This is a genomic window from Arthrobacter sp. CC3, assembly GCF_039907775.1.
Classification (GTDB): Bacteria; Actinomycetota; Actinomycetes; order Actinomycetales; family Micrococcaceae; genus Arthrobacter.
Genome location: NZ_JARCCY010000002.1, coordinates 346,835 through 367,310, shown reverse-complemented (window position 1 = coordinate 367,310; position 20,476 = coordinate 346,835). Strand labels below are relative to the sequence as shown.

The window sequence follows — 20,476 nt, the reverse complement described above, 5'->3', positions numbered from 1 at the left end:
TTAGCCTTGTATTACTGGCAGGCCGCGGTGGCCGATGGTTTGCTATACGCATGGACATCGCGGGAGCAGCAACGCAGCATGAAAACGAGCCGCACCACAACGACATCGCCCATCGCCTGAACTGGCTGCGTGCCGGAGTTCTGGGCGCTAACGACGGCATCGTCTCCGTCGCGGCAATCGTGGTGGGCGTGGCAGGCGTCACCACGGACTCCGGCCCTATCCTGATCGCCGGTGCGGCCGGCGTCGTGGGTGGCGCGATCTCGATGGCGCTGGGCGAATACGTGTCCGTCAGCAGCCAGAAGGACAGCCAGCAGGCGCTCATCGAAAAAGAAAGACGCGAACTGGCCGAACAGCCCGAGGAGGAGCTCGAGGAGCTCGCCGCCATTTACCAGGGCAAGGGCCTCAGTGCCGCCACTGCCCGCACGGTGGCTGAGGAACTGACCGCCCACGACGCCCTTGGCGCGCACCTTTCCGCCGAACTCCACATCGATGAGACCGACATCGTCAGCCCGTGGCATGCCGCCTTCGCGTCAGCCATCGCGTTCCTGATCGGAGCGATCCTGCCCATGTTGGCAATCCTGCTGCCGCCGGAGGAGATCCGGGTCCCCTTGACGTTCGTGGCAGTGCTGGTGGCCCTGGCATTGACCGGTGCCCTCGGAGCATGGATCGGCGGAGGCTCGAAGTCGAAGGCTGCGTTCAGGGTGGTGCTCGGCGGTGCACTGGCCCTCATCGCGACCTTCGGGATCGGCAACCTGCTGGGTGCCAGCGGCGTGGTCGCCTGACCTTCCGCGTTCTGCCGGCGGCCCAGCAGTTACGCTGGATCCGATGAAAGCACCCGTCGATGTCCCCATCCCGCCTGACCTGAGCCGCCGGTACGGCAGGACAAGCGGCGGACGCGCCTGGCTGGGTTCGCTCCAGGGACTGATTTGCGGACGCCTGGAGCGGTGGCACCTTGAGGTGGATCTGGCGCCCGGTGAGCTGCCATGGAACGGCCACGGAGCCGTGGTTGTCCCGGTAACCCGGAGAGGCGCCCCCGCTGTCCTCAAGGTTGCCTACCCGCACGACGAAGCCCGGGTGGAGCGTTTCGCCCTCCGGCTGTGGGACGGTAACGGCGCGGTGCGGCTCCTGGAATCCGACGCCGGGACGTGTTCCATGCTGTTGGAACGGCTGGACGCCTGCCGCTCCCTCGAGGAGGTACCGCTCGACACGGCCGCAGGCGTCTGGGGCGGGCTGACACGGCAGTTGAGCCTGAGGCCGGACCATCGCCCGGAGTGGCAGGAATTCGACCATGTGGCGGCCCGCGCCGAGCAGTGGAGCGATGATCTTCCGGCGGACTGGGAGCAGCTCGGCCGGCCATTTCCGCGCTGGCTGCTGGAGGCTGCGCTGGAAGTTTGCCAGACGCGCGGAGCCGTGGGCCGCCGTGCCGGCACCGACGTACTGGTCAACACGGACTTCCATTACCTGAACATCCTGGCCCGGCCGCAGGGCGGTTTTGCGGCAATCGACCCGCAGCCGATGATCGGCGAAGCAGAGTTCTCCGTAGCCCCGCTCTTGTGGAACCGCATCCGGGACCTCTCCCGGTCTGATCCGCGGCGGGGACTACTGGCGAGGTGCCGCGACTTCAGCGACGCGGCCGGGATGGATGCCGAGGCCGCCAGGCAGTGGAGCCTTGCCCGCGAAGTTGAGAACGCCTTGTCCTATGCTTCGCGCCCCCACCACGGCGGCGATCTGGCCCGTTCGCTCTGGGTGGCCAGCACGCTGGCCGGACGCACCCTCGACGGATTGCCCGCTGCGCATGACCTTCCGGCGCCGGGTGAAGCCGGACCGGGCTAAGCAACCGGGGGACCTAGCGGCCGGGCCTAGCCGCGAACTGCTGCCAGCGCTTTCCGCACGGCCGCGACGGCTGCCTCGACGTCGGCGTCGTCCGTTGTCCAGTTGCTCACAGAAAGACGCAGGATATCCCGCCCCTGCCAGCGGGAACCGGACATCCACACCAGCCCGTCCTCGATGATCCGGGCCGTCACGGCCCGCGTGGTGGCGTCATCGCCGAAGGCCAGCGAGACCTGTGTGTAGACGACGTCGTTAAGTATTTCCACGCCGTCCAGCGCCGACAGTTGCTCCGCCAGCTGCGAAGCGCGGCTCGCCAGATTGCGCACCTGCGCCGCAACGCCATCCCGGCCAAGGGACTTCAGCGCCGCCCACACGGGAACGCCGCGCGCACGGCGGGAGAGTTCCGGGACGGTCTGGAAGGGATCTGCGGCCGCGCCGGCATCCCGGATGATGTAACTGGGGTCGACGCTCATGGCGGCCTCAAGCGCCTCCGTGTCCCGCACAGCCACGATGCCGCAGTCGTAGGGCACGTTGAGTGTCTTGTGAGCATCGGTTGCCCACGAGTCAGCAAGGTGGAGGCCTGCGGTCAGGGCGGCAAGTTCCGGCACCGCAGCCGCCCAGAGTCCGAAAGCCCCGTCAACGTGCACCCAGGCGCCATGTGCCTTCGCGACGGTGATTGCCTGGAGGAACGGATCGAACGCGCCGGAATGCACATTCCCGGCCTGCAGGCACACAATCGGCGGGGCGGCGGCTGACAGGGCGGTGCCGTCCGATGCCGGGACCAGGGCGCGGTCCAGGGCGGCGCGGTCCAGTGCGGCGCGGTCCAGGGCGCAGTCCAGCTCCGCCGGATCCATGCGGCCCTCCCGGTCCGAAGGCACCACGATGGGGCTTCCCAGGCCCAGGTACCGCAAGGCGAGATCGATCGAGTCATGGCGTTCCTGGCCGACTATGCAGCGCAGTGCCGGTGCGCCGGCAAGGCCACCGGTGTTGACGTCCCAGCCGGCCTTCTCCAGGACGCGCCAGCGGGCGGCGGACAGGCCGGCGAAGTTGGCCATGGTCGCGCCGGTGACAAAACCGACGTCGGCCGTTTCCGGCAAGCCCAGCAGCTCCAGGAACCAGTGCCCGGCTGCGGCCTCGAGGGCCGCCGTGGCGGGCGTGGCGGCACGGAGCATGGAGCTCTGGTCCCAGGCACTGACCAGCCAGTCCGCAGCCAGGGCGGCGGGCAGGGTGCCGCCGATGACCCAGCCGAAAAAACGGCCCGATGGCATGGCCATCAGGCCGGGTTCCGCCTCGGCCGCGAGATAGTCGATCACTTCTTCTGCCGGCATGCCGGCCCGGGGCAGGGGGACCGAAGACGGCCTCCAGCTCCCCTGCCGTGGCCCGGGGCCCTACCCGGCGGGTCTGCTGGCTTGCCAGCCATTCACGGGCGTGCCCGGCTGCTGCGTCCAAGGCGTCGCGGAAAGGCTCGTCCCCTGTTGACATAGGAGCATGGTACGCCCGCGCCCCTCCCGGCCGGGAGGGTCTTTCGCATCCCCGTCGGCTAGCCTGCTAGGCGAAGGTGTCCTGCCAGATGTCGAAGCCGAGCTTGAGGATGAGGGCGCCGACGACGGCGAGGAAAACGTTGCGGATGAAGGTGCTGCCCTGCTTCACCGCGGTCCGCGCCCCGAGGTAGCCACCCGCCATGTTGGCGAGTCCCAGCACCAGCCCCACGCCCCAGAGCAGCGAGCCGTGCGGCAGGAAAAAGATCAGGGCACCGGCATTGGTGGCCATGTTCACGATCTTTGCCTTGGCGCTGGCCTCGAGGAACGCGTAGCCCATCGCGGACACCAGCGCGATGATCAGGAATGAACCCGTCCCTGGCCCGATCACGCCGTCGTAGAATCCGATGGCCGCTCCGATGAGGCAGGCCACCACGTAGTGGGTCCGGCCGTCGTGGCGGAGCGAGGTCAGGTCGCCGATGTTGGGTTTGAACGCCGTAAACAGCGCGACGGCCACGAGCGCCGCCACGATGATGGGCTTGAAGACGCTCGCCGGCAGGGTGGCGGCCAGCACCGCGCCGCCGAAGCTCCCGGCCAGCGCAATGACTGCCATGGGTATGGCGGTCCGCAGGTCCGGCCTGACCCGCCGGTAGTACGTCACGGCGCTGGTGGTGGTCCCGAAAATGGAACCCATTTTGTTGGTGGCGAGAGCCTGGACCGGGCTGATGCCCGGCACCAGCAGCAGCGCCGGGAGCTGGATCAGTCCCCCGCCGCCCACCACTGCGTCAATCCACCCTGCGGCGAAGCCCGCCACGATGATGAGGATCAGCGTGGCGGGCTCCAGCGACTCGAATCCCGAGATCACTCCTTCAGCCGTGCAGGGTTACTTGCTGCGGACGGCGTTGACCACATAGTCAACGGCCTTCTCCACGGCCACGTTCTCCGCCTCACCGCTGCGGCGGTCCTTGATCTCCACAACGCCGTCCGCCAGTCCGCGGCCAACAGCCAGGATGGTGGGCACTCCGACGAGCTCCGCATCGCCGAACTTGACGCCCGGGGAAACCTTGGGGCGGTCGTCGTAGATGACCTCGAGGCCTGCGGCTTCAAGCTCGAGTGAGAGCTTCTCGGCCGCCGCGAAGATTTCCTCGCCCCGGCCCACAGCCACGACGTGGACATCAGCGGGAGCGACAGCGCGGGGCCAGACCAGGCCCTTGGCATCGTGGTTGGATTCGGCCAGGGCCGCGACGGCGCGGGTAACGCCGACGCCGTAGGAACCCATGGTGACCACCACCTGCTTGCCGTTCTGGTCCAGGACCTTCAGTTCAAGGGCCTCTGCGTACTTGCGGCCGAGCTGGAAGATGTGGCCCATCTCGATGCCGCGGGCGGTCTCCAGCGGTCCGGATCCGTCCGGGGCCTCGTCGCCGGCACGCACTTCGGTGCACTCGATCACGCCATCCCAGCCGAAGTCGCGGCCGGCTACGAGGCCGAAGACGTGCTTTCCGGCCATGTTGGCGCCGGTGACCCAGGCGGTGCCGCTGACCACGCGGGGATCCACCAGGTACAGGAGCTTGGCGGCACCTTCGAGTCCGAGGAGCGGTGCGCTCAGCGACATGCCGGGGCCCAGGTAGCCGCGGACGATCAGGGGGTTGCGGGCAAGGTCTTCCTCGCCGGCGGCCTCAACGGTGATCTCGCCGGCGACCGGCAGGTAGGCGCCGATGTTGGCCTCTACCCGCTTCAGGTCGACGCCGCGGTCACCGGGCACGCCGATGACGACGATCTGCCGCTCCCCGGTGGGAAGGGTGATGGCGAGGACGACGTTCTTCAGCGTGTCAGCGGCCGTCCAGGCGCCGCCGTCGTTCTCGTCGCGGGGAACCAGCTGGTTGGCTGCGTCCACGAGCGTGTCGATGGTGGGAGTGTTCGGGGTGTTCCGGATCTCTGCGGCAGGCGCGTTGGTGAAGTCGATCGCCGCGGGCACCACGGTGGTCACGGCCTCCACGTTGGCCGCGTAGCCGCCGGCGGAGCGCACAAACGTGTCTTCGCCGATCTCGGTGGGGTGCAGGAACTCCTCGCTCCGGGAGCCGCCCATGGCACCTGCCGTGGCGGCCACCGGAACCACTTCAAGGCCGAGGCGCTCGAAGATCTTCAGGTAGGCGGCGCGGTGTGCGTTGTAGCTCGCGTCCAGGCCGGCGTCGTCGACGTCGAACGAGTAGGAGTCCTTCATGATGAACTCGCGGCCGCGCAGCAGGCCGGCGCGCGGCCGGGCCTCATCGCGGTACTTGTTCTGGATCTGGTAGATGCTCAGCGGAAGGTCCTTGTACGAGGAGTACAGGTCCTTGACCAGCAGGGTGAACATTTCCTCGTGCGTGGGCGCCAGGAGGTAGTCCCCGCCCTTGCGGTCCTTGAGCCGGAAAATGCCCTCGCCGTACTCGGTCCACCGGTTGGTGGCCTCGTAGGGCTCCTTGGGCAGGAGTGCCGGGAAGTGGACTTCCTGGGCGCCGATGGCGGTCATTTCCTCGCGGATGACTTTCTCCACTTTGCGCAGCACGCTCAGGCCAAGCGGCAGCCAGGTGTAGATGCCCGGCGCTGCCCTGCGGATATACCCGGCACGGACCAGGAGCCGGTGGCTCGCCACCTCGGCATCGGCGGGATCTTCGCGCAGGGTGCGCAGGAACAGCTTGGATAGTCGAAGGACCACGGGTAGGAATCCGTTTCTTGGGAGGTGCCTGTTCAGATGACGGGCGGGGCAAATTCGTCTGGGTACTAATCTACCGTGGCGCGGCGGGTGCCGGGTTCCCGGCCGCCGGGCACCGGAGCCCATGCCCCCTCGTGTTCCCGCGCATTCCCGCACCGGACGGAGAAGAGCCACGCCAGAACTGAAAGGAAGCCCCTGGCCGTTGCTGGCTGGTCATCCTGTTTTGGCGTGGCTCTTACGGCCCGTCGGACCCAGAAGTCCGGAGGAAGCGCTAGGCGTGCCTGCTGGGAAGGTCAACGTCCAGTGCCATCTGCTGATTTCCCCCTGAGACCGCACGCACCCCATCGGCGCGGCTAGGAAGAACCTATGTGATTCACGGCACCATTACAAGAGTCGTCACGCAGTTTTCGACAGTTGACTCTGTGTTACCGCATTCTCCCCGGCGGCCGTTCGGCTAGTCGATCAGGGCGGCTGCCTGGTCCAGCATGGCTTCCGCGGCCGCGAGGTCGGACTCCGTAACGCCGGTCCCTGTGGCCTGCGCCGAGATCAGGACTCCGCCCTTGACGGCGAAGGCCATCACGGTGCTCTGGGTTCCGCCTGTAGGCAAGGTGACGTCCGTTTGCATGGCAATCGCGCCGTCGGTGCCGGCACCGCTGTCAAGCCGGGTGGTCTCGGCTGTCATGGACATTCCCTGCCTGCGAGACCTTGTCGGCAGGCAAGACGGAGAGGGGTACGCTGCCTGAGTCCTTCACGGCTCCGGCGATCTCCGCGAGTTCCTCGGAGGTCAGCATGGTGAATGCCGCTTCCGTTGGCGTGGGGCTGGGGGTGACAGATGCGGCGGACGTTTCCGGGGACGCCCCGGCGCCAGCAGGGGCGGCAGGACCGCCGCAGGCGGACAGGCCAAGCACCAGGAGGGCAGAAGCCCCGAAAAAGCGCACAACGGACGTATTCATTTATCCCCCAATAAGTTCGAACGCCGGCCGTTGGGGCCAGCTAGAACAGAACTGTAGCGAAGGTGCCCACCTGGTGGAAGCCCACCCGCTCGTAGGTGGCCCGTGCCCGGGCGTTGTAGTCGTTGACATACAGGCTGGTGATGGGCGCCAGTTTCTGCGCCAGCATAACGACGGCGGCCATGTAGCCGGCGCTGAGTCCGAGGCCGCGGAAGGAGGGGTTCATCCAGACGCCCTGGACCTGGGTCACCTCAGGGGTGACGGCGCCGAGTTCGGCCTTGAACATGACCTGGCCGTCCCCATCGAGGTGGACAAGGGAATGGCCCTGCCTGATGAGGCCTTCCACGCGCCTGCTGTAAAACTCGCGGCCGCCCAGGAACGGCGAATATCCCACTTCTTCTTCGAACATGGCGGCGCAGGCGGGCAGGATCCTGTCGAAGTCGGCGAGCTGGCCGACACCCAGCTCCGTGTTGGCGGGCACGCCGGGCGGGCCTGCGATGGTCATCAGCGGCTGGTCCGCGCGAACCTCGTGCGCCGGTTGCCCCAGCTGTTCCAGCTGTTCATGCATGGCCAGGACCGTTTCGGCGGGGCCGAAGATGGAAGCGAACCGGCGGCCGGAGCGTTGTGCGTGCTCGGCCACGAGCCCGGCAAGGTCCGGGTCAAGCTGCACCGGAACGAGGTTCGCTCCGGCCCAGCACGCACCCACCAGGGTGTCGCCGTCGAACACGCCAAAGATGCTGGCCCCACCCATGGTGGGCGCGGCTGTTCCCGTGGCCGCCAGGTGGGACAGGATGAAGACGTTGGCTACAACGTCCCTCCTGGCCAACTCCCGCAGCGTGGCAGTGTCCGGACCGGACAGGACCCGGATTGAGATACCGGATCCTGCGGTCTCCCTACGAGACGCTAACCACGGGGCTACCCTTGACAGCATCTTCGCCATCGGCCTCCCCCATCTCTTCAGCGATTCTCATGGCCTCTTCGATCAGTGTCTCAACAATTTCGCTCTCGGGGACAGTCTTGATGACCTCGCCCTTCACAAAGATCTGTCCCTTGCCGTTGCCCGAGGCGACGCCCAGGTCAGCTTCGCGGGCCTCGCCCGGTCCGTTGACGACGCAGCCCATCACGGCAACACGCAGCGGGATCTCCATCCCTTCCAGGCCGGCCGTGACCTGCTCGGCCAACGTGTACACATCCACCTGGGCGCGGCCGCAGGAGGGGCAGGAAACAATTTCGAGCTTGCGGGGACGCAGGTTCAGCGACTGCAGGATCTGGTTGCCCACCTTGATTTCCTCGACCGGAGGAGCCGAAAGGGAAACACGGATGGTGTCGCCGATTCCCCGGGACAGGAGGGCGCCGAAGGCCGTGGCGGACTTGATGGTGCCCTGGAAGGCAGGCCCGGCTTCGGTGACGCCCAGGTGAAGGGGCCAGTCGCCCTGCTCGGCCAGCATCTCGTACGCGGCAACCATGATCACGGGGTCGTTGTGCTTCACGGAGATCTTGAAGTCGTGGAAGCCGTGCTCCTCGAACAGCGATGCCTCCCAGACAGCCGACTCCACCAAAGCCTCGGGAGTTGCCTTGCCGTACTTCTTGAGGATTCCGGGCTCCAGCGATCCGGCATTGACGCCGATCCGGATGGACGTGCCGTGGTCCTTGGCGGCACGGGCAATTTCCTTGACCTGGTCATCGAACTTGCGGATATTGCCGGGGTTGACGCGAACCGCCGCGCAACCCGCTTCGATGGCGGCGAAGACGTACTTGGGCTGGAAGTGGATGTCCGCGATGACGGGGATCTGGGACTTCCGCGCGATGATCGGCAGCGCCTCGGCGTCGTCCGCTGACGGGCAGGCCACGCGCACGATGTCGCAGCCCGAGGCCGTCAGCTCAGCAATCTGCTGCAGCGTGGCGTTGATGTCCGTGGTGGGCGTGGTGGTCATCGACTGCACGCTGATGGGCGAATCCGAGCCGACGCCCACCGAGCCCACCTTGATCTGGCGGGTTTTCCTGCGCGGTGCGAGGACGGGTGGCGGTGCTGACGGCATTCCCAGGCTGACCGAGGTCACGTGGACTCCTATTTAGGTCGAAGTATCGATGGTGGGGTGGTTCCGGCGGGTTAAGCGGCGTGCTCGGCCAGCAGGCCGGTCACCGGGTTCCATTCCGTGGTGCGCGTGCCCGCAATGACCTGGGCGGCAGCGAAAGGATCCTGCTTGAGGATCCCGTTCAGCGCGTTTTCGTCGGCGGCCTTGAAGATCAGCAGGGCACCGGCTCCGTCGCCGTAAGGCCCGCTGGCCAGGAGTGCGCCTTCACCGGCAAGGGCAGCGGTCCATTCCCGGTGTGCCGGGCGGGCGGCGTTCCGTGCTTCGGTGGACTCGGCGGCGTATACGTACTCAACAGCAAAAACAGTCATACGGATACCCTATCGCCCTGCCCGCCGGAGTATGTATCCGGTTCAGCTAAGGAAGAGGATCTTGACGAGGGCAGCGACTCCGGCGGCCCACAGCATGGATGACAGCGTTCCGATGATGAACCTCTCTGCAGCAACAGGGGTCTCTTTCAGTTCCGCGAAGCGCCCCAGACCCTTGATGGCCACGACGTAGGCGATCGCCACGGGCTGCCCCGTCAGGATGGCCAGGCACACAGCCAGCCGTTCTAGGACGCCGATGATGGCTCCTCCGCGCAGGATCCGGGTGGTTGGTGCCGGCGGAGCGCCCGTCGCTGCGGGCACCTTTCCGGCAGCGTCTGCGGCCACGTCTCCGGCTACGGTGATCTCGCCGTCGACGGCTTCCCGGCCCGCTGATTCACTGTCCGCGGCGGCCCGGTCCACTGTGGCATCGGCGGCGGGGTCGTTGGCAGCTTCGTCGGCGGCACGGTCCCGGGCGGCGCGGTCTTCTGCCGCCGTGGCCGCGTCCGCCTTGTCGTCGATGGTCCGGGCCAACCGGAACACCAGCGCGGTGACAGGCCAGCCGGCGAAACCAGCCGTCAGCAGGGCGAGGGTAATCCAGAGGGCGTTCACCTGTTTCCTTCCAGCACGGCGTCATGGGCCACGGCCACGAGCATCTCTGCGGCGGGCCTCGCCGCCCATTCTTCCTGCCAGCCGGACCTCAGGACGGCGCGGCTCACCGACTGCTCCGTGATTCCGAGTTTTGCTGCGGCGAGCTTCTGGCTGCCGTGCCTGACTGACGCGTCCTGCTGCAGTGCGCGGAGGGTGTCCACCACTTTCCACTGGGCCTCCGTGCGGTCCTGCACCAGCCGGCCAATCAGCCGGAGGACTGCCTCGGCGTTCGCGCAGGCCCTGATGCCGGTTCCTGCCTCCGGGGGCGCCGCACCGCCGCGGCGCAGCCCGCCGGGAACCACGGACAAGGGAACATGGGCGGCGGCGGACTTGGCTTTTTCCACTGCCAGCCGGGCGGCGACGAACGCCGCACCCGATCCTTCCCGCGGGCTGGCCGGCAACGGGAGGTCAACTGCCCCCACTCCGATTCCCACGTACCACTGGCCGCTGCGCAGGCAATGAAGGGCGATGTCCACCACTTCCGCAGGCTTTTCCACCACCCCCTGGACTTCGTCGCCGACGGAACGTTCGAACCGGCCGGCGGTGGACTTCCGGTGGAGCTCGGCAAGCAGGCCGGGAACGCGGTCCCTGTCCCCGGTGCTGCCGCGCTGGTCGATGGTGAGAACGTACATACCGCAAACATAATCGACTGATTTCCAAACATCAATCTTTTTCGGCTGATTTACTAATATCAGTCAAAAAGAGCTGATTATGAAATCCAAGCCGGAATGGGCTGATTAGCCAAACAGGTTGACGGGCTTGACGATGTCCGCGTAGATCAGGAGGGCACTCATGCCCATCAGCAGGGCAGCCACGACGTAGGTCACGGGCAGGAGCTTGGCGATATCGAACGCCCCGGGGTCCGGCCGGCCGAACAGCTTGGCCAGCCGCCGTCGGGCTCCTTCATACAGCGCACCGGCAACATGGCCGCCGTCCAAGGGCAGCAGCGGGACCAGGTTGAACACCGCGAGCGCGAAGTTCAGTCCGGCCAGCAATCCCACCAGGGCGGCCAGCCTGGACTGCAGCGGAACCTGCTCCATGGCGGCAACTTCACCGGCCACGCGGCCCACACCAACAACGCTGATGGGCCCGTTGGGATCGCGGGGCTCTTCGCTGAAGGCCGCTTTGGCAACGCCCACCACCCGCGCGGGGAGGTTCAGGACGACGCCGGCAACCTGCTGGATGTTTTCCCCCGCCATGGGCAGCACGGACGACGCCGGCTGGGCCACCAGGGCGGTCTGGGCACCGATCCCCAGGAAACCGACTTCCTGGTACTGCAGGGTCCCGTTCGAATCGGCGGCCTGCCGCCCGTCGGCGCCGATGACCGGCCGCGCCGAGAGCACCGGCGTCACGGTGGTGGTGACGGGCGAACCGTCGCGTACCACCGTGATGCTGACTTCCCGTCCCGCGGAGGCGCGGATCCAGCCTGTCAGTTCCTCCCAGCTGGTCACCGCCTTGCCGTCGAACGAGGTGATGGTGTCATTGGGCTTGAGCTGCGCCGCAGCTGCTGGAGTGAGCTTGCAGTCGGCGGAATCCGGGTCCACCGTTTCCCCGGCCTTGACCTGGCATTTGGAGACGTCCGCGATGGTGGTGGTGGGGGTGCTGATCCCGAAGCCCATCAGGAGCACGGCCGTCAGCGCCACGCCGATCAGCAGGTTCATGGCAGGGCCGCCCAGCATCACGATGACCTTCTTCCACACCGGCAGCCGGTAAAAGACCCGCTTCTCATCGCCGGGTCCCACTTCCTCGTGGGCCATGGAGCGCGCCTCGGTGGCGAGGGTCTGGAACATGCCGGTGCTGGAGGGACGCACCGTGCCGTCGTCCTTGTTTGGCGGGTACATGCCGATCATGGACACGTAGCCGCCCAGCGGGATCGCCTTGATGCCGTACTCGGTCTCCCCCTTGCGCTTGGACCACAGGGTGGGGCCGAAGCCGATCATGTACTTGGTGACCCGCACCTTGAACAGCTTGGCCGGCACGAGGTGGCCCACCTCGTGCAGCGCGATGGAGACGGCGATGCCGATCGCCACAAAGACGACACCGAGGATAAAGAGAATGACGGGACTCATGCTGAGATCTGCTGCTTCCTAGAGACTGCTCACTGCTAAACGTTCGTGGGTGCGCGCTCGTGCCCACGCTTCAGCATCCAGTACGGACTCCACTGTCAGCCCGGAAGATCCTGGGTGTTCGCTGAGCACCGCTTCGATGGTATCCACAATGTCGGTAAACCGGATCCGGCCGGCGTGGAAGGCCATCACGGCCTCTTCATTGGCGGCGTTGAACACGGCCGGGTAGGTGCTCCCCTGCTTGGCGGCGTCCTTGGCCAGGCCAACGGCGGGGAATGCTTCAGTGTCCAGTGGTTCAAACGTCCAGCTGGTTGCCTGGGTCCAGTCGCACGCCGCGGCTGCCTTCGGCACCCGGTCCGGCCAGCCCAGCCCGAGGGCGATGGGAAGGCGCATGTCCGGCGGCGAGGCCTGGGCGATGATGGAGCCGTCCACGAACTGCACCATGGAATGGACCACGGACTGCGGATGCACCACCACGTCGATGCGGTCCAGCGGGATGTCGAACAGCAGGTGCGCCTCGATCACCTCGAGGCCCTTGTTCACCAGGCTGGCGGAGTTGGTGGTGACCATCAGGCCCATGTCCCAGGTGGGGTGCGCCAGGGCATCCTGCGGCGAGACGTTGTGGAGCTCCTCGCGGGTCCTGCCGCGGAAGGGTCCGCCGGAGGCCGTCAGGATGAGCCGGTCCACCTCGTCGGCTGTCCCGGACCGGAGGCACTGCGCGATGGCCGAATGCTCTGAATCGACCGGGACGATCTGGCCTTCCCGGGCGGCAGCCTTCACGAGGGCGCCGCCCACGATCAGCGACTCCTTGTTGGCAAGCGCCAGCGTGGCGCCGGACTTCAAGGCCGCCAGCGTTGGCGCCAGGCCGATCGAGCCGGTGATGCCGTTGAGCACCACGTCGGCCCCGATTTCCGCAATCCTGGTGGAGGCGTCCGGGCCGGTGATGATCTCCGGGCGGTAGCCGGTCACCCCGGCCGCGCGGGCGGCGTCGTCGATCAGGCCCTGCAAGGCGGACGCATCGCCGCTGGCCGTACCGACGGCCCCGGCCTTCGTATGGACCGCCTGGCGGGCAAGGAGGTCCAGGTTCCCGCCGCCTGCACTCAGTGCCACAACCTCGAAAAGGTGCGGGGCGCCGTCGACGACGTCAATCGCCTGGGTGCCGATGGAACCGGTGGATCCGAGGAGAACGATTCTGCGTGGCTGCATCCGTTAAGTATCCCGCACGCAGGCCGTCCCGCCGCCGCCGGACGCTCCGGCGGGCAGGTACCGGGGGTCATTGACGCCGTGCGCGGCAGGCGTAACGTGAACAGCGTGGAGTGGGCCGCATGGTTCGACGCGCCGGAGTATGAATTTGCCCGGCAGGTGCTGCAGCGCGGCGTCGCGACGATCTTCCTTGTGGCGTTCCTCTCCTGCCGCAACCAGTTCCCGGCGCTGCTCGGCGAGCGCGGGCTGCTCCCGGTCCCCGACTACCTGGACAGCTTCCGGCGGCGCCGCCGGCCCAGCCTGTTCCTGTGGCGCTACTCGGACCGCCTCCTGCGGCTCGTCTGCTGGTGCGGCATGGCCGTTTCGGCCACGCTCGTCCTGGGACTTCCGCAGCTGGGACCGCCCTGGCTGCCGATGATCGCCTTCCTGGCACTGTGGCTGCTGTACATGTCGATAGTCAACGTGGGACAGACCTTTTACGGTTTCGGCTGGGAGATGCTGCTCCTGGAGGCCGGCTTCACGGTGGCCTTCCTTGGCTCGGACCAGACACCGCCGCCCCGGACCATCCTGATCCTGCTGGTGTGGCTGCTGTTCCGGCTCGAGTTCGGCGCCGGCATGATCAAAATCCGCGGCGGCAGCGAGTGGCGCGACCTGACCGCCCTGTACTACCACCATGAGACCCAGCCGATGCCCGGTCCGTTGAGCCGGCAGGCGCACCTCCTCCCCAGGCCCCTGCACCGGATAGAGGTCCTGGGCAATCACTTCGCGCAGCTGGTGGTGCCGTTCTTCCTCTTCGCCCCGCAACCGCTGGCCGGCATCGCCGCGGGCATCATCATCTTCACCCAGCTGTGGCTCGTGGCCAGTGGAAACTTCGCCTGGCTGAACTGGATGGCAATCCTGCTGGCCTTCGCCGCAGTGAGCGATCCGGTGGCGCACGCCGTGCTCCCCGTCATTCCGCTGGACTGGCACACCTACGGTGCCGCCGACGGCGGGGCGCGGACCCCGGTGTGGTGGCTCGCCGTCGTGCTTGCCGTGACGGTGCTTCTGCTGGTGCTCAGCTACTGGCCGGTCCGGAACCTGCTCCAGCACCGGCAGCTGATGAACGCCAGCTTCAACCGGTGGCAGCTGGTCAACACCTACGGGGCGTTCGGCACGGTGACCAAACTGCGGATCGAGATTGTGGTGGAAGGCACGCTGGACAACGAACCGGACGACGGTTCAGACTGGCGCGAGTACGGTTTCCGCGGGAAGCCGGGCGATGTCCGCCGGCTGCCGCGCCAGTGGGCTCCGTACCACCTCCGGCTGGACTGGCTGATGTGGTTCCTGCCCCTGCGCACCGTCCACGAGGAGTGGTTCTACGCCTTCCTGGCCAAGCTGCTCGAAGCCGATGGAGCCGTCCTGCGGCTCCTGCGCAAGGACCCGTTCGACGGCGCCCGCCCGCGTTGGGTGCGCGTCCACAGCTACCTGTACCGCTTCGCGACCCGGGCGGAATACCGCGAAACGGGCCAGCGATGGATCAGGACCCTGCTCTACGAGGCCATTCCGCCGCTGTCCCTGCCGCCGGGGTCACGCTGACTTGAGTGCGTAACGGCGCTCCGGACGGCCGGCACCGTACTTGAGGCGGACCTCGACCCTCGCCTCGTCGTGGAGGTATTCCAGATACCGGCGGGCGCTGACCCGCGATGTGCCCAGCAGGTCCGCGACTTCGGCGGCCGAAAAGTCCGCCCCGGCGGACTCGAGCACAGCGACCACACGGCTGAGGGTTTCCGGGCTGCAGCCCTTGGGCAGGCGCGGTTCCGTCCGTTCGGCGCGTTCCGCGCTTTCCAGCCCGAAGACCCGGTTGACGTCGGATTGCTCGGCCACGTCCTTGGACAGGTCGAGTCCCTGGTAGGCGCTGCGGTAGTGCTCCAGCCGTTCCTGCAGGTCCGCCTGCGAAAAAGGTTTGATCAGGTAGTGGACAATCCCGCCACGCAGGGCGCGGCGGACGGTCTCCACCTCGCGGGCGGCGCTGATCACCAGCACGTCCAGTTCCGGCGCCGCTTCCCGCAGCCTGGCCATGAGGTCCAGGCCGTTGATGTCGGGCAGGTGGATGTCCAGGAGGACCAGGTCGGGCTGCAGCCGGGCGGTCTCCGCCATGGCCTGGGCTCCGGTGTGCGCAACTCCGACGACGGCGAATCCCGGCGTGCGCTGGATGAACCCGGCGTGGACTTTGGCCACCATAAAGTCGTCGTCGACGATCAGGACGTTGATCATGGCCGGGCCACCCTTCCCGTAGCCGGCACCCCTTGTGCGGGCGTCCGTTTCAGCGGCGCCCGCTTGAGCCGTGCGGTAAAGACGGCCCCGCCGTCGTTGGCCACAGTGAGCTCGCCTCCGCTTCGTCGGCAGACAACACGAGAGAGGGCCAGGCCAAAGCCCCTGCCGCCGGCCGGGCCGGGTTTCTTGGTGCTGAACCCCTGCCGGAAGATCTCATCGGCAGCTGCCCCGTCGATGCCCGGGCCGGTGTCCCGGACCGTCACCACCACTTCCTCGGGAGTGTCCTCAACGCGGACCCGGACGGCCCCTTCGGCGACTCCTGTGACGGCGTCGAGCGCGTTGTCCACGAGGTTCCCCACCACGGTGGCCAGGTCCCGGGAAAGCTCATCGCCCACCGGCGCCAGCACCGAACCGGGATCCAGCTGCAACGGCACACCACGCTCAGCTGCGAGGCTGGATTTGGCGATCAGCAGGGCGGCGAGCGCCGGGTCCTGGATGCGGCTGGTCACGTCGTCGTTGAGGCGTGTCCGGTCCACGGTGACGCCGTTGACGAACTGCACCACGGAATCGTACTCGCCGATCTGGATCAGGCCCGAGATCACGTGCAGCTGGTTGGCGAATTCGTGGGCCTGCGCCCGGAGCGTGTCCGTGGCAGTACGCGTTGCCCCGAGCTCGCGTTCCAGGGATGAGAGCTCCGTCCGGTCGCGCAAGGTGGCAACCGAACCCATCACGCGGCCCCTGGACCGGATGGGCACCCGGTTGAGCACCACGAGGCGCTCCCCCACCAGCACCATCTGGTCCTGTCCGGGCTGCTCACCTGTCAGCACTTCCTTGAGCGCAGGTTCAACGGGCAGGCCGGCAAGGTCCTTGCCCACGCAGTCCGCGGGCAGGCCCAGCAGCGCCCGGGCACTGTCGTTGGCCACCGTGATCCGGCCGTGGAGGTCCAGCGCCACCACCCCCTCCTTCAGTCCGTGCAGCATCGCCTCGCGGTTCTCCACCAGGCCCGAGATTTCGCTGGGCTCCATGCCAAGGGTCTGCCGTTTGACCCTGCGGGCCAGCAGCAGGGAGCCGGCAACCCCCAGGACGCTGGCCACTCCAAGGTAGGTCAGCAGGTTGGGCACCGCATCCCCCAGCCGCTCCCACGTGGACGGGTAGTTCCGGCTGATGGACGCGATGCCGATCATTTTCCCGGAATCATCAAGGACCGGTACGTGGGCCGAAAGGACCGGGGTGGCTGTTCCGCCCACGACGCCCGTCCAGGCGCGGCCCTCCATCACCCTGCTCGGGCCAAGTTCCAGCGGACGGCCGAGAAGTCCGGGATCGGACGACGCCACCACGGTACGGTCAGTCCGGGCGAGCGCCACCTGCGCGGACCCGGAAACGGTGCGGACCGACTCCGCGACCGCGGACAGGGCCGCACTGCCGCGCGGTTCGGCGGAGGGAAGCAACGCCCTGACGGCGGGATTGCTGCCCAGCGCTTCAGCGGCGGACAGTGCACGGCGCCCCTCGATCCGCTCAAACGCTGCTGCGGACTGGGCGAGGGAGATCGCGACGACGGCGACGAGGACGGCCAGGACAATCAGCAGCTGGAGGACCAGATATTGCCCGGCGAGGGACATTCCTCTTCGTCGAGTCACTGTGGTTCTTTCCTCTGGTGGGTGGGTACCGGAACTATACCCCAGCGCGCCCTGCCGGGCGGATGCACGGCCCGCTCCGCCGTGAGACTGGCAGGAGCTCCGGTTGAGCGCCGGAAACGTGAACGAAATGAACTTAACTTTCTCTGCGTACACAAGAGTGATGCCGCTCACTTCCGCACCTAGCATCAAATGCACCAGTCAGTTTTGCTGACCAGCTTGACCAAGAACTTTACTGAGAAGAGGAACACCATGCGCCAGATCCGCGCATTGCGCATTGCCGCCGTCGCCGCCGGCATCGCCCTGATGGCCACCGGTTGCGGTGCCACCGGCAAGAGCTCCACGAGCGGCAGCTCCAGCGCTGCCGCCGGCCCCGTCACCGGGCTGCAGATCCTCGTCCCCAACACGCCCGGCGGCGGCTATGACACCACCGCCCGTGCAGCCGCGAAGGTTCTCGACGACGAGAAGATCGCCACCAACACCGAAGTCTTCAACCTCGCCGGCGCCGGCGGAACCGTGGGCCTGGCCCGCGTGGTCAACGAAAAGGGCAACGGCGACCTCACCATGCTGATGGGCCTGGGCGTGGTGGGCGCCAGCTACACCAACAAGTCAGCATCGAAGCTGACGGACACCACTCCGCTGGCCAAGCTCATTGAAGAGCCCGGCGCCATCATGGTCAGCAAGGACTCGCCGTACAAAACCATCGACGACCTTGTGAAGGCCTGGAAGGCCGATCCCGGCTCCATCGCTGTCGGCGGCGGCTCCTCCCCCGGCGGCCCCGACCACCTGCTGCCCATGCAGCTCGCAGGCGCAGTGGGAATCGACGCCACCAAGGTCAACTTCGTTTCCTACGACGGCGGCGGAGACCTTCTCCCGGCCATCCTCGGCAACAAGCTCGGCTTCGCGGCCTCCGGCGCCGGTGAGTACCTCAAGCAGATTGAATCGGGCGAAGTCCGTGTGCTCGCCACCAGCGGCGCGGAGCGGCTGGACGGCGTTGACGCCCCCACGTTGAAGGAATCCAACATCGACCTGGTGTTCACCAACTGGCGCGGCATCGTTGCCCCTCCGGGAATCAGCGACGCCGACAAGGCAACCCTCATCGCAGCCCTCGAGAAGATGCACGGTACCGAGGCCTGGAAGGAGACGCTGAAGACGCACAGCTGGACCGACGCTTTCGTCACCGGTGACGAATTCAAGACCTTCCTGACGGAGCAGGACAAGCGGGTGGCGGACGTCCTCACGAAGCTTGGCCTGGCGTGAGCTCTTCACCAACGCTGGCCTCACGGCTCAAAGGCCGCTCCGAGCTGGGGGTCGCCCTCCTGCTCGGGGCGGCCGGGGTGATGGTGTTCCTCGACGCCAACGGCCTGGCGACACCCTATTCCAAGTCGGACCCCGTGGGTCCCAGGACGGTCCCCTTCATCGTGGCCGGCCTGCTCATCGTCTGCGCCGTGCTCCTGGCAGTGAACGTGCTGCGCGGCGGCAAGGGCGAGGCGGAAGGCGGCGAGGACGTTGACCTGGCCCACCCCGCCGACTGGAAGACGGTACTCCCCCTGGTGGGCGCCTTCATCGCGAATATCCTGCTCATCGACTGGGCCGGCTGGGTGATCTCCGGAACCGTGCTGTTCTGGGGCAGCGTGTGGGCCCTCGGCGGACGGCACTACGTCCGTGACGGCCTCATCTCCCTGGCCCTGTCCATCCTGACCTTCTACGGCTTTTTCCTGGGCCTCGGCATCGCACTGCCCGCCGGCCTGCTGGAAGGGATTCTCTAATGGACGTCTTCTCCTCCCTCATGGATGGTTTCGCCACCGCGCTGACCCCCATGAATTTCCTCTACGCCGTCATCGGCGTGGTCCTCGGTACGGCCGTGGGTGTCCTCCCGGGCCTCGGCCCCGCAATGACCGTGGCCCTGTTGCTCCCGGTCACGTATGCCTTGGAGCCCACCAGCGCCTTCATCATGTTCGCGGGCATCTACTACGGCGGCATGTACGGCGGCTCCACCACGTCCATCCTGCTCAACACGCCCGGTGAGTCTTCGTCGGTGGTCACCGCCATCGAAGGCAACAAGATGGCAAAGGCCGGCAGGGCGGCCCAGGCTTTGGCCACCGCCGCCATCGGTTCATTTGTGGCCGGCACCATCGGCACCACGCTGCTCGCCGTCTGCGCGCCGATCGTGGTCCAGTTCGCCGTCAGCCTGGGCTCCCCCAGCTACTTCGCGATCATGGTGCTCGCCCTGCTGGCCGTCACCGCCGTGCTGGGTTCCTCCCGGTTGCGCGGTTTCGCGGCCCTGGGCCTGGGCCTGGCGATCGGCCTGGTGGGCATGGATTCGGTCACCGGCCAGCAACGCCTCACCTTCGGCATGCCGCTCCTGGCGGACGGCCTGGACATCGTGGTGGTGGCCGTGGCCATCTTCGCCGTCGGTGAAGCCCTGTGGGTGGCCGCGCACCTGCGCCGCACGCCCCTGCACGTCATTCCGGTGGGACGCCCGTGGATGGGCAAGCAGGACTGGAAGCGGTCCTGGAAGCCGTGGCTCCGCGGTACAGCCTTCGGCTTCCCGTTCGGAGCACTCCCAGCCGGCGGCGCCGAGATCCCCACGTTCCTCTCCTACGTCACGGAAAAAAGGCTCTCCAAGCACCCGGAGGAATTCGGCCACGGCGCCATCGAAGGAGTTGCCGGGCCGGAAGCAGCGAACAACGCCGCGGCTGCGGGCACGCTGACCCCCATGCTCGCCCTGGGCCTGCCCACCAACGCGACTGCCGCCGTCATGCTGGCAGCATTCACGTCCTACGGCATCCAGCCCGGTCCGCAGCTGTTCGCGAGCCAGGGACCGCTGGTCTGGGCACTGATTGCCAGCCTGTTCATCGGCAACCTGCTGCTCCTGATCATCAACCTTCCGCTGGCGCCGCTGTGGGCGAAGCTCCTCCAGCTCCCGCGGCCGTACCTGTACGCCGGGATCCTGTTCTTCGCCACGCTGGGCGCCTACTCGGTGAACCTGCAGGCGTTCGACCTGGTCATCCTGCTGGTGCTTGGTGCGCTGGGCTTCATGATGAGGCGCTTCGGACTCCCCGTGTTGCCGCTGATCCTGGGCGTAATCCTGGGGCCGCGGCTCGAGGGGCAGCTCCGCAAGACCCTCCAGCTCAGCGCCGGCAATCCGGCCGGGCTGTGGAGCGAGCCGATCGCCGTCGGCATCTACGTCATCGTGGCAGTCATCCTCCTCTGGCCGCTGCTGATGCGGCTCTGGCGCAAGGCCCGCCCGGGGCGCCGCCCGCTGCTTCCCGCCAACTCCGGCGCAGCCGACTACAGCGACTGAACAAGTACAGCGAC

The 20,476-nt window shown here is 67.2% G+C and carries 19 protein-coding genes and 1 pseudogene; 6 read left to right on the top strand and 14 right to left on the bottom strand.

From position 1 onward, the window contains the following. The first annotated feature begins 50 nt into the window (after positions 1–50). Together PV761_RS01575 and PV761_RS01570 are read left to right on the top strand one after the other, a co-directional pair. Positions 51–782: a VIT family protein gene (locus PV761_RS01575; RefSeq protein ID WP_055798464.1), complete on the top strand. Its 732-nt coding sequence runs from the start codon at positions 51–53 to the stop codon at positions 780–782. A 43-nt stretch (positions 783–825) separates the two neighbouring features. Further along, the gene (locus tag PV761_RS01570; RefSeq protein ID WP_347893787.1) at positions 826–1,833 is read left to right on the top strand and encodes an aminoglycoside phosphotransferase family protein; all 1,008 of its coding nucleotides are present in this window, start codon (positions 826–828) and stop codon (positions 1,831–1,833) included. 26 nt (positions 1,834–1,859) lie between these two features. On the opposite strand, the pseudogene PV761_RS01565 reads toward PV761_RS01570, so the two are convergent. The 12 genes and pseudogenes from PV761_RS01565 to dxr all read right to left on the bottom strand — a co-directional run bounded on the left by PV761_RS01565 (position 1,860) and on the right by dxr (position 13,271). Beyond that, a pseudogene (locus PV761_RS01565) lies at positions 1,860–3,312 on the bottom strand (pyridoxal-dependent decarboxylase). A gap of 66 nt (positions 3,313–3,378) precedes the next feature. Further along, positions 3,379–4,173, bottom strand: a complete 795-nt coding sequence (locus PV761_RS01560; protein ID WP_347893785.1) for a TSUP family transporter — start codon at positions 4,171–4,173, stop codon at positions 3,379–3,381. A gap of 18 nt (positions 4,174–4,191) precedes the next feature. Next, positions 4,192–6,003 (bottom strand): proline--tRNA ligase, encoded by a 1,812-nt coding sequence (locus tag PV761_RS01555; protein ID WP_347893783.1) that lies wholly within the window; start codon positions 6,001–6,003, stop codon positions 4,192–4,194. 451 nt (positions 6,004–6,454) lie between these two features. Continuing rightward, positions 6,455–6,682: a hypothetical protein gene (locus PV761_RS01550; protein WP_347893781.1), complete on the bottom strand. Its 228-nt coding sequence runs from the start codon at positions 6,680–6,682 to the stop codon at positions 6,455–6,457. Further along, positions 6,657–6,953: a hypothetical protein gene (locus PV761_RS01545; RefSeq protein ID WP_347893779.1), complete on the bottom strand. Its 297-nt coding sequence runs from the start codon at positions 6,951–6,953 to the stop codon at positions 6,657–6,659. Before PV761_RS01545 ends, PV761_RS01550 begins: the two co-directional genes overlap by 26 nt. Before the next feature lie 40 nt (positions 6,954–6,993). Continuing rightward, positions 6,994–7,881, bottom strand: coding sequence for a GNAT family N-acetyltransferase (locus PV761_RS01540; RefSeq protein WP_028272165.1), 888 nt, complete (start codon positions 7,879–7,881; stop codon positions 6,994–6,996). Beyond that, on the bottom strand, positions 7,844–9,010 hold the full coding sequence (gene ispG, locus PV761_RS01535; protein WP_028272164.1) for a flavodoxin-dependent (E)-4-hydroxy-3-methylbut-2-enyl-diphosphate synthase: 1,167 nt from the start codon (positions 9,008–9,010) through the stop codon (positions 7,844–7,846). The genes PV761_RS01540 and ispG overlap by 38 nt, the downstream gene beginning before the upstream one ends. Before the next feature lie 50 nt (positions 9,011–9,060). Then, on the bottom strand, positions 9,061–9,354 hold the full coding sequence (locus PV761_RS01530; protein ID WP_028272163.1) for a YciI family protein: 294 nt from the start codon (positions 9,352–9,354) through the stop codon (positions 9,061–9,063). Between the two features lie 42 nt (positions 9,355–9,396). Then, a complete protein-coding gene (locus tag PV761_RS01525; protein ID WP_347893776.1) occupies positions 9,397–9,960 on the bottom strand; it encodes a hypothetical protein in 564 nt (187 codons plus the stop codon). Beyond that, on the bottom strand, positions 9,957–10,631 hold the full coding sequence (locus PV761_RS01520; protein ID WP_347893774.1) for a MarR family transcriptional regulator: 675 nt from the start codon (positions 10,629–10,631) through the stop codon (positions 9,957–9,959). Before PV761_RS01520 ends, PV761_RS01525 begins: the two co-directional genes overlap by 4 nt. 105 nt (positions 10,632–10,736) lie before the next feature. Next, positions 10,737–12,068: a site-2 protease family protein gene (locus PV761_RS01515; RefSeq protein ID WP_028272160.1), complete on the bottom strand. Its 1,332-nt coding sequence runs from the start codon at positions 12,066–12,068 to the stop codon at positions 10,737–10,739. An 18-nt stretch (positions 12,069–12,086) separates the two neighbouring features. Further along, a complete protein-coding gene (dxr, locus tag PV761_RS01510; RefSeq protein ID WP_347893772.1) occupies positions 12,087–13,271 on the bottom strand; it encodes a 1-deoxy-D-xylulose-5-phosphate reductoisomerase in 1,185 nt (394 codons plus the stop codon). A gap of 105 nt (positions 13,272–13,376) precedes the next feature. On the opposite strand from dxr, the gene PV761_RS01505 reads away from it, so the two are divergent. After that, complete coding sequence (locus tag PV761_RS01505; protein ID WP_347893770.1) at positions 13,377–14,843, top strand: lipase maturation factor family protein; 1,467 nt, start codon at positions 13,377–13,379, stop codon at positions 14,841–14,843. Here PV761_RS01505 and PV761_RS01500 read toward each other — a convergent pair. After that, on the bottom strand, positions 14,835–15,521 hold the full coding sequence (locus tag PV761_RS01500; RefSeq protein ID WP_347893768.1) for a response regulator: 687 nt from the start codon (positions 15,519–15,521) through the stop codon (positions 14,835–14,837). The two genes, PV761_RS01505 and PV761_RS01500, sit on opposite strands and share 9 nt — an antisense overlap. Beyond that, on the bottom strand, positions 15,518–17,140 hold the full coding sequence (locus PV761_RS01495; protein ID WP_347893869.1) for a sensor histidine kinase: 1,623 nt from the start codon (positions 17,138–17,140) through the stop codon (positions 15,518–15,520). The genes PV761_RS01500 and PV761_RS01495 overlap by 4 nt, the downstream gene beginning before the upstream one ends. 267 nt (positions 17,141–17,407) lie before the next feature. On the opposite strand from PV761_RS01495, the gene PV761_RS01490 reads away from it, so the two are divergent. The 3 genes from PV761_RS01490 to PV761_RS01480 are packed head-to-tail and all read left to right on the top strand — an operon-like array spanning position 17,408 to position 20,462. After that, positions 17,408–18,415, top strand: a complete 1,008-nt coding sequence (locus tag PV761_RS01490) for a tripartite tricarboxylate transporter substrate-binding protein (protein WP_028272156.1) — start codon at positions 17,408–17,410, stop codon at positions 18,413–18,415. Beyond that, complete coding sequence (locus PV761_RS01485) at positions 18,412–18,924, top strand: tripartite tricarboxylate transporter TctB family protein (protein ID WP_347893766.1); 513 nt, start codon at positions 18,412–18,414, stop codon at positions 18,922–18,924. The genes PV761_RS01490 and PV761_RS01485 overlap by 4 nt, the downstream gene beginning before the upstream one ends. After that, a complete protein-coding gene (locus PV761_RS01480) occupies positions 18,924–20,462 on the top strand; it encodes a tripartite tricarboxylate transporter permease (protein WP_028272154.1) in 1,539 nt (512 codons plus the stop codon). Before PV761_RS01485 ends, PV761_RS01480 begins: the two co-directional genes overlap by 1 nt. Positions 20,463–20,476 lie beyond the last annotated feature (14 nt).

Excerpts from the sequence above, each read along its gene's own strand:
- PV761_RS01575 (WP_055798464.1), top strand. The coding sequence starts at position 51 with ATGGACATCGCGGGAGCAGCAACGCAGCATGAAAACGAGCCGCACCAC.
- PV761_RS01570 (WP_347893787.1), top strand. The coding sequence starts at position 826 with ATGAAAGCACCCGTCGATGTCCCCATCCCGCCTGACCTGAGCCGCCGG.
- PV761_RS01550 (WP_347893781.1), bottom strand. The coding sequence starts at position 6,682 with ATGACAGCCGAGACCACCCGGCTTGACAGCGGTGCCGGCACCGACGGC.
- PV761_RS01545 (WP_347893779.1), bottom strand. The coding sequence starts at position 6,953 with ATGAATACGTCCGTTGTGCGCTTTTTCGGGGCTTCTGCCCTCCTGGTG.
- PV761_RS01540 (WP_028272165.1), bottom strand. The coding sequence starts at position 7,881 with ATGCTGTCAAGGGTAGCCCCGTGGTTAGCGTCTCGTAGGGAGACCGCA.
- PV761_RS01530 (WP_028272163.1), bottom strand. The coding sequence starts at position 9,354 with ATGACTGTTTTTGCTGTTGAGTACGTATACGCCGCCGAGTCCACCGAA.
- PV761_RS01520 (WP_347893774.1), bottom strand. The coding sequence starts at position 10,631 with ATGTACGTTCTCACCATCGACCAGCGCGGCAGCACCGGGGACAGGGAC.
- PV761_RS01515 (WP_028272160.1), bottom strand. The coding sequence starts at position 12,068 with ATGAGTCCCGTCATTCTCTTTATCCTCGGTGTCGTCTTTGTGGCGATC.
- dxr (WP_347893772.1), bottom strand. The coding sequence starts at position 13,271 with ATGCAGCCACGCAGAATCGTTCTCCTCGGATCCACCGGTTCCATCGGC.
- PV761_RS01500 (WP_347893768.1), bottom strand. The coding sequence starts at position 15,521 with ATGATCAACGTCCTGATCGTCGACGACGACTTTATGGTGGCCAAAGTC.
- PV761_RS01495 (WP_347893869.1), bottom strand. The coding sequence starts at position 17,140 with ATGTCCCTCGCCGGGCAATATCTGGTCCTCCAGCTGCTGATTGTCCTG.
- PV761_RS01490 (WP_028272156.1), top strand. The coding sequence starts at position 17,408 with ATGCGCCAGATCCGCGCATTGCGCATTGCCGCCGTCGCCGCCGGCATC.
- PV761_RS01480 (WP_028272154.1), top strand. The coding sequence starts at position 18,924 with ATGGACGTCTTCTCCTCCCTCATGGATGGTTTCGCCACCGCGCTGACC.